The sequence below is a fragment of the Gordonia sp. (in: high G+C Gram-positive bacteria) genome (assembly GCF_047606305.1).
Lineage (GTDB): Bacteria > Actinomycetota > Actinomycetes > Mycobacteriales > Mycobacteriaceae > Gordonia.
This window is the reverse complement of sequence record NZ_JASGER010000043.1, coordinates 37044-44717: the sequence shown is the minus strand read 5'-3', so window position 1 is coordinate 44717 and position 7674 is coordinate 37044. Positions and strand designations below refer to the sequence as shown.

Genomic DNA, 7674 nt, shown 5'->3' with positions numbered 1-7674 from the left:
GCGGGACGCTGCGGAGCGACGTCGGGCACCGGTGCGACGGGCAGACCGGCCTCGTGCGCGGCCTCGGCGGCGCGCTCGGCGGCCCGGCGCGATCGTCGCGACACCCGGTTGACCCCGGTGAACGCCGACGTCGGGGCGGTGGCGATCACGGCTCCGGCCGACATCGACTTGGCGCCGGCGGCGGAGTTGGCGTCGACCATCTGGTCCGGCTCGACCTCCAGGATCGTCTCGCCCAGGCCCAGTCGGCGTTGCAGGGACTTCATCCACTGCGGCGCCCACCAGCAGTCGTCGCCGAGGAGCTTCATCGTCGACGGCACGAGCAGCATGCGGATGATCGTCGCGTCGAGGATCAGGGCGGCGATCATGCCGAAGGCGATGTACTTCATCATCACGATGTCCGACAGTGCGAAGGCACCCGTCACCACGATGAGGATCGCGGCGGCGGCGGTGATGATGCGGCCGGTGTGCGCGGTGCCGACGCGGATCGCCTCGGTCGTCGACAGCCCCTTCTGGCGCGCCTCGACCATGCGGGACAACAGGAAGATCTCATAGTCGGTCGAGAGGCCGAACACGATCGCGATGATCAGCACCAGCACGGGCGCGAACAGCGGACCCGGGCTGAAGTTGAGCAGTCCGTCGCCGTGGCCCTCGACGAAGATCCACGTCAAGATGCCCAGGGTCGCGCCCAGGCCCAACGCGGAGACGAGCGCCGCCTTGATCGGCAGCACCACCGACCCGAAGGCCAGGAACATCAGGAAGCCGGTGACGAACACGAGGATCACCGTCATGAGCGGCAGCCGCTTCATCATGGCGTCCATCGAGTCCTGTGTCAGCGTCGGCGTGCCCGCGATGTAGACGCGGTCCAGGCCCTGCTTGTCGACCGAGCGGAGGAACTTGACCGCCTCGGCCGTCCGCTTGGGGTCGCCCGGGTTCTGCAGGCCGGCCGACATCTGCGCGACGATCAGCCCCGAGTCGCCCCACGGCTGGGCGTCGCCGCCGCTGCCGGAGGGATCGGATTCCAGGGTGAACTTCTTCGTGAAGTACTTCTGCTCCTGGGGGACGCCGTTGTCGTGCGAGTTGGCGGCCTCCTCCAACTGCTTGAGCTTCTGTTCCTGGCCGTCCTTGTTGGAGTCGTAGACGGCGATGATCTTGACTTCTTCGGTGCGCGCCGCGGGGAAGGCCTTGTCGAAGGACTCCTGCGCCTGGCGCGTCGGGTTCGTCGGCGGCAGGTAGCGCTCGCTGATGCCGCCGAAGCTGATGTTGAAGAACGGGATGATCAGTGCGAGCAGCAGCAGGACGGTTGGCACCGCGGTCTTCACCGGGTGCTTCATGACCCAGCCCGAGAGGCGGCCCCAGAACCCGTCCTCGACCTCCTGCTTGGTCTTGGTCTTGCGCAGGAAGGACAGGCCGAAGGCGTCGATGCGACGGCCGAGGATGCTCAGGATCGCCGGCAGGACCGTGATCGACAGGAAGGCCGCCAGGGCCACCGACGCGATCGCGCCGTAGGCCACCGACTTGAGGAAGCCCTGCGGGAACAGGAGCAGACAGGCGATGGCGGCGATGATGATCGTCGCCGAGAACCAGACGGTCTGCCCGGCCGTCATGACCGATCTTCGGACCGCGGCCTTTGGTGTGTAGCCCTCGGCCAACTCCTCGCGGAAGCGGCTGACGATGAACAGGCCGTAGTCGATGGCGATGCCCAGGCCGATCAGCGTGACGACCGACTGGGCGAAGATGTTCAGCTCGGTGACGGTCGCCAGGTACTTCATGATGCCCAGCGACCCGGCGATGGTCAGACCGCCGATCAGCACCGGCAGCGCGGCCGCGACGACACCGCCGAAGACGAAGAACAGCATCAGCGCGACGACCGGCAGCGCGATCACCTCGGCGCGGTGGATGTCCTTCTCCATGCCCTCGCTCATCGCGTTGGCGATGGGTTGCAGACCGGCCAGGTCGAACTTGGCGCCCTGCAGGTCGAAGCGGGTGTCGATGTTGTCGAAGGCGGGCTTGAGCTTCTTGAAGTTGGTCAGGATCGACGTGTCGTCGTGCCCCTTGACGCCGATGCTGATGAACGCCTTGCTGCGGTCGGGCGCGAACATCCGCGCCTGCATCTGCTTCTGCGCCTCTTTGGCCAGCGGGCTGCCGTCACCGGGGTTGAACGGGTCGTAGATGCCGGGGTCGTTGCGGCCGACGAGGTCCTTGCTGTCCTTGTTGTTCAGCAGGTCGTTGACGAAGTTCTCCATCTTGGTGGAGAACTCGCGGTCGTCGACCTTCTGCCCGGGCGGCGGGGTGACCATGAGGACGATGTCGGACTTGTGGTCGCGGCCCAGGGCCGTGTCGGCGATGATCGAGCCCTTCACCGACTCCGACGTCGGGTCGAACCAACCGCTCTGGGACAGGTGCTTGGGCAGGTCCAGGCCGTACAGGCCGAGACCGGCCATGAGCGCCACCATCACGGCGATCACGGCGAATCGCATTCGATAGACGAACGCGCCGATCCATCCGAACACCTTCGGTTCCTTTCGTCACCCGACCGGGTCCGCCGGTGTACGGCGCGAGACCCACGTCGGGCCATTCTTCCAGGTATCGCCTGAATACAGGCTGAGCAGGGCCCGTTTCGTCGCACAAACGCCGCATCAGCCGCCGAACGCTCCGGGGATTCGCGGAGCGGATGACAGTCGGTGGAGCGGCTGCGCGGGTCAGCGCAGGAGCGAGGACAGCGGGCGGAACGGCGGCAGCCAGGCGCCGTCGTCGGGCAGGGCGTCGAGGGTGATGCGCGGCAGCGGCTCGCGGAAGACGTTGGGGATGTCCTCGAGGTCGACGAAGGTGAGCTGGTCGACGCCCTGCGCCCAACTGGCGTGTTCGCGGAAGCCGATCACGGTCACCGGGACGCCGTCGGCGGCGAGCTGCAGCAGGGGTTCGCGGAAGGCCTGTCCGTCGGCGGAGGCGACGATCAGCCCGGCCAGCCCGGTCGTCGCATGACGCATCTCGATGTGGTCGAGCATGTCGTCGTCGACGTCGGTGTCCTCGGCGACCTTCGGCTTGGCGAAGACGGCGTAGCCGACGTTGCGCAGCGCGTCGACCCAGGGCCGCACGACCTCGGCGCTGCCCGGGCTGATGTTGGTGAAGACGGTGGCCTCGGCCTCGATCTGCGGCGACACCCCGTCGGGCAGGTGGGTGGCGTCGTCCTTGGCGCGCAGGTGATCGGTCTGGGCGAGCAGCCAGCGCCCGACGGCGTCGAAGCGCGGGCGGTGCGCGGCGGTGGGGCGGCCGCCGATGATGGCGCCCAGTCCCATGTCCATGTTCGGCGCGTCCCACACGAGCAGCACGCGTCGGGCCCGCGACTGGCCGGAGATCACCTCGCCGGTGTTCATCGTCTCGGCGCTCATCGATCCCCCTCCTTCGGCGTGTAGACGAATTCGGTGACGACGCGGCCCTCGTCGGCGGCCCGCGCCTCGAACTTGGTGGTCGGGCGGGCCAGCGAGATCGGCGACTCGGCCTCGAGTGGCACCAGGTGGGTGCGCGAGGTGTCCTGGTTCTCGAGGAGCTCGCGGATCCACTCGGTGTAGTCGGCGTGGTCGGTCGCGATGTGCAGCACCCCGCCGTCGACGAGCTTGGTCGCCATCGTCGCCAGCGTGCCGGATTGGATCAGCCGTCGCTTGTGGTGGCGGGCCTTGGGCCAGGGGTCGGGGAAGAAGACGCGGATCCCCAGGAGGCTCTTGTCCTCGATGAGCTCGTCGAGCACGACGACGGCGTCGCCGCGGATCATCCGGACGTTGGTGAGCCCGCCGCGGTCGACGAGACCGACGAGCTGGGCCAGGCCGGGCTGGTAGACCTCGACGGCGACCACGTTGAACTGCGGCTCGTCGGCGGCCATCGCGGCGGTCGAGATGCCGGTGCCCGACCCGATCTCCAGGATCAGCGGAGCGGAGCGGTCGAACCACTCGTCGGCGTTCAGCGGCGGCTCGTCGATCGTGCCGTCGGGTTCGCGCCCGATCCGCAGGTCGCGGCCGAGGACCGGCCACAGGTTGTCCCAGTTGCGGCGCTGCCCCGGGGTCAGGGTGCCGCGCCGGAACCGGAAACTGGTCACCCGCGGGTAGAGCCGGGACTGATCGACGGTTTCGCTCACCGGACCATCGTCTCACCTGTTTACATGGGAGTCCGGACTACGGGGGAGGTTCGAGGTGGGGGAGGACAGGTGTGTGCGCTTCGGCCGGGTCGAGATGATCGGGCCGGGCGCCGCTGATTCCGGAGTACTCGAGCGGGCGCTGACGGCGTCGGGATTCGTCGTCGGCGGGTCGGCGACGGTCGGGCTGTGGTGTTTCGACGTGTCCGGCGAGCCGAGTGCCGAGGCAGTCGTCGCATTGCGCGCGCTGCGCAAACGGTGCGACGCGGTAGCGCTGGTCGGCACCGGCATCGAGAACTGCCCATCGTGGCCCGAGCGGGTGTCGCGGTGGTCGACGGTGGTCGATCCCGACGGCGGGCTGGCGCTCTTCGCCGTGGCGTCGGGCCTGCACGACGACGATCCCGACGCCTCCGGTCTGCCCGAGTTGTCGGCATGGGTCGAGGAATCGGCCGACGCGGCGGCCTCGGTCGAATTGGCGGGCCGCGACACCGTCGAGCGGCTCACCGGGCTGCGCGTCGGGTCCGCGGCGGTGCGCACCTGGGCCGGCGGTGCCATCCACTCGGGATTCCGCGAGCTGGCCGCGGCGGGCGCACGGGAGGCGGCTGCGCTGCGCTCGGGCGACGTCGCGACCTTCACCCGGTGGTTCCGGCACTCGACCGCCGGTTTCGAGGAGGCGGTCGTCGGGGCGGCCGCCGGACAGGCCGCCCACCTGCAGTCGACCGCCACCATCGGACTGCGCCGCTACGACCGCAACGGCGATCCGGTGCCCTCCGCGTCGGCGCCGGTTCCGCCGGTGCCCTGGCGCGACCGCGGGTGGGGAGCCGAAGACGCGGTGATCGTGCTGATCGGCGCCTCCAGCGGTCTCGGCGTCGGGCGCCTGGCCGCGGGGTCGATGGCCGCCTGGTTTCCGGGGGCCGCCGCGTTGATCGTCGCGGCGCTGCTGGGGGTCGCGGTGGCCGCGGGTGCGGTGGCGCTGCGCCGCCGCGTGCTCCTGCGCAACCAGGCGCGGGCGTGGGTGGTCGAGACGGTCGCCGATGCGCGGGCGCGCACCGAATGGCGGGTGGCCGCCATGCTCGGCGGCGTCGAACCGGCGGTCGCGGCGCGGGTCCGTCGAGCGACCGGCTAGCGGCCCGGGCAAACCCGAGGGAACCGTTCGACGGGCCGCTGCGTCTAAGTAACTGATGGACGGCAGCGAGATCTACGACGAGCAGACCGGCGACGACGCGGTTGGCGGTGGCGTTGGCGACCATCTGTGGCTCGCGGACGCCCAGCGCCTGTGGGACTTGGGACCGGCGACGGTCGACACCGACGCCGACGGCATCCGCGACAGTCTGTCGCGCAACGACGCCGACGGTCTGACGGTGTTCACCGACTCCGACCGCGACGGCCGCGTCGACCGGATCACCCGGGTGGGGACGGACGGATCGGTGACGTCGTCGACCTACGACGAGCAAACCGGCCGGTGGAGCACGGTGCGCCCGGGGCGTTTGCGCTAGCCGCCATCGGGGCGGTCGGGGCCAGTCGATCGGGGGGGTGACTGGCCCCGACCCTCCTTCTCGGGCGGGTGCCCGCCGATAGGGACATATGACCCGAACGTGGCGAACCCGACTCCCGATCGAGCAGGTAGATCGCGTATCCTGAGGGGCAGACTGACCGCGTTGCAGGCGGTTGGAGACCTCAGGAGACGCTTCACATGACCTCTGCCACGATCCCCGGGCTGGACGCTGCCAGCGCGCCCACGAAACATGCCGGCCTGCTCGCCTGGGTGGCCGAGGTCGCCGAATTGACCCAGCCGGACCGCGTGGTCTGGTCGGACGGCAGCGACGAGGAGTGGGATCGACTCACCGCGCAGCTCGTCGAGGCCGGCACGATGGTCAAGCTGAACGACGAGAAGAAGCCCAACTCGTTCCTGGCCCTGTCCGACCCCGCCGACGTCGCCCGCGTCGAGTCGCGCACCTACATCTGCAGCAAGACCGAGGAACTGGCCGGCCCGACCAACAACTGGGTGGATCCCGACGAGATGCGGGCCACCATGACCGAGCTGTACCGCGGGTGCATGCGCGGCCGCACGATGTTCGTCATCCCGTTCTGCATGGGCCCGCTCGGCAGCGACGACCCGAAGCTCGGCGTCGAGATCACCGACTCGGAGTACGTCGTGCTCTCGATGCGGGTGATGACGCGCGTCGGCCCCAAGGTGCTGGAGGCGCTCGGCGACGACGGCTTCTTCGTCAAGGGCCTGCACTCGGTGGGCGCCCCGCTCGAGCCCGGCCAGCAGGACGTGCCGTGGCCGTGCAACCCGGACAAGTACATCACCCACTTCCCCGAGGACCGCGAGATCTGGTCGTACGGCTCGGGCTACGGCGGCAACGCGCTGCTGGGCAAGAAGTGCTACTCGCTGCGCATCGCCTCGGCGATGGCCCACGACGAGGGCTGGCTCGCCGAGCACATGCTGATCCTCAAGCTGATCAGCCCGGAGGACAAGTCGTACTACGTGGCTGCGGCCTTCCCCAGCGCCTGCGGCAAGACCAACCTCGCGATGATCCAGCCCACCATCCCCGGGTGGCGCGCGGAGACCGTCGGCGACGACATCGCCTGGATGCGCTTCGGCAAGGACGGCCGCCTCTACGCGGTGAACCCGGAGTTCGGCTTCTTCGGCGTCGCCCCCGGCACCAACCACTCGTCGAACCCCAACGCGATGAAGACCATCGAGGCGGGCAACACGATCTACACGAACGTCGCGCGCACCGACGACGGCGACATCTGGTGGGAGGGCCTGGAGGGCGACCCCGAGCACCTCGTCGACTGGAAGGGCAACGACTGGTACCGCGGTAAGACGCAGACCCCGGCCGCCCACCCGAACTCCCGCTACTGCACCCCGCTGTCGCAGTGCCCGTCGGTCGCCCCCGAGTGGGACGACCCGGCCGGCGTGCCGATCTCGGCGATCCTGTTCGGCGGCCGTCGCAAGACGACCATCCCGCTGGTGACCGAGGCGCGCGACTGGGCGCACGGCGTGTTCATGGGCGCGACCGTCGGCTCGGAGCAGACCGCTGCGGCCGAGGGCACCGTCGGCAAGGTCCGCCGCGACCCTATGGCCATGCTGCCGTTCATCGGCTACAACGTCGGCGACTACCTGCAGCACTGGCTGACCATCGGTGAGAAGGCCGACGCGGACAAGCTCCCCAAGATCTACTACGTCAACTGGTTCCGCCGCGGTGACGACGGTCGCTTCCTGTGGCCGGGCTTCGGCGAGAACAGCCGTGTGCTCGAGTGGATCGTCGACCGCATCGAGGGTCGCGCCGAGGGCAAGGAGACCCCGATCGGGATCGTCGCCACTCCCGAGTCGCTCGACCTGAACGGGCTCGACGTCGACCCGGCCGACGTGGCCGAGGCGCTCAAGGTCGATGCTGCCGAGTGGCAGGGCGAGCTCCCCTCGATCAACGAGTGGTTCGACTTCATCGGCGACAAGCTGCCCAAGCAGCTCAGCGACGAGCTCGACGCACTCACCAAGCGCCTGTCCGAATAGCGCACCGACCACCGGTGGTCGAGTG

The 7674-nt window shown here is 69.3% G+C and carries 6 protein-coding genes; 3 read left to right on the top strand and 3 right to left on the bottom strand.

The window, feature by feature from the left end; genetic code table 11:
- The 3 genes from QM634_RS06495 to trmB form a co-directional block, all read right to left on the bottom strand.
- Positions 1–2510: MMPL family transporter (locus tag QM634_RS06495; protein ID WP_415041954.1), on the bottom strand; the 2510-nt coding region annotated here is incomplete at its 3' end.
- Positions 2511–2699: 189 nt separating this feature from the next.
- The gene (locus QM634_RS06490; RefSeq protein ID WP_415041953.1) at positions 2700–3389 is read right to left on the bottom strand and encodes an NYN domain-containing protein; all 690 of its coding nucleotides are present in this window, start codon (positions 3387–3389) and stop codon (positions 2700–2702) included.
- Positions 3386–4129, bottom strand: coding sequence for a tRNA (guanosine(46)-N7)-methyltransferase TrmB (gene trmB, locus QM634_RS06485; protein ID WP_415041952.1), 744 nt, complete (start codon positions 4127–4129; stop codon positions 3386–3388). The genes QM634_RS06490 and trmB overlap by 4 nt, the downstream gene beginning before the upstream one ends.
- A gap of 73 nt (positions 4130–4202) precedes the next feature.
- On the opposite strand from trmB, the gene QM634_RS06480 reads away from it, so the two are divergent.
- The 3 genes from QM634_RS06480 (at position 4203) to QM634_RS06470 (ending at position 7649) form a co-directional block, all read left to right on the top strand.
- Positions 4203–5252: a hypothetical protein gene (locus QM634_RS06480; RefSeq protein ID WP_415041951.1), complete on the top strand. Its 1050-nt coding sequence runs from the start codon at positions 4203–4205 to the stop codon at positions 5250–5252.
- Positions 5253–5307: 55 nt separating this feature from the next.
- On the top strand, positions 5308–5622 hold the full coding sequence (locus QM634_RS06475; RefSeq protein WP_415041950.1) for a DUF6802 family protein: 315 nt from the start codon (positions 5308–5310) through the stop codon (positions 5620–5622).
- Between the two features lie 197 nt (positions 5623–5819).
- A complete protein-coding gene (locus tag QM634_RS06470) occupies positions 5820–7649 on the top strand; it encodes a phosphoenolpyruvate carboxykinase (GTP) (RefSeq protein ID WP_415041949.1) in 1830 nt (609 codons plus the stop codon).
- Positions 7650–7674 lie beyond the last annotated feature (25 nt).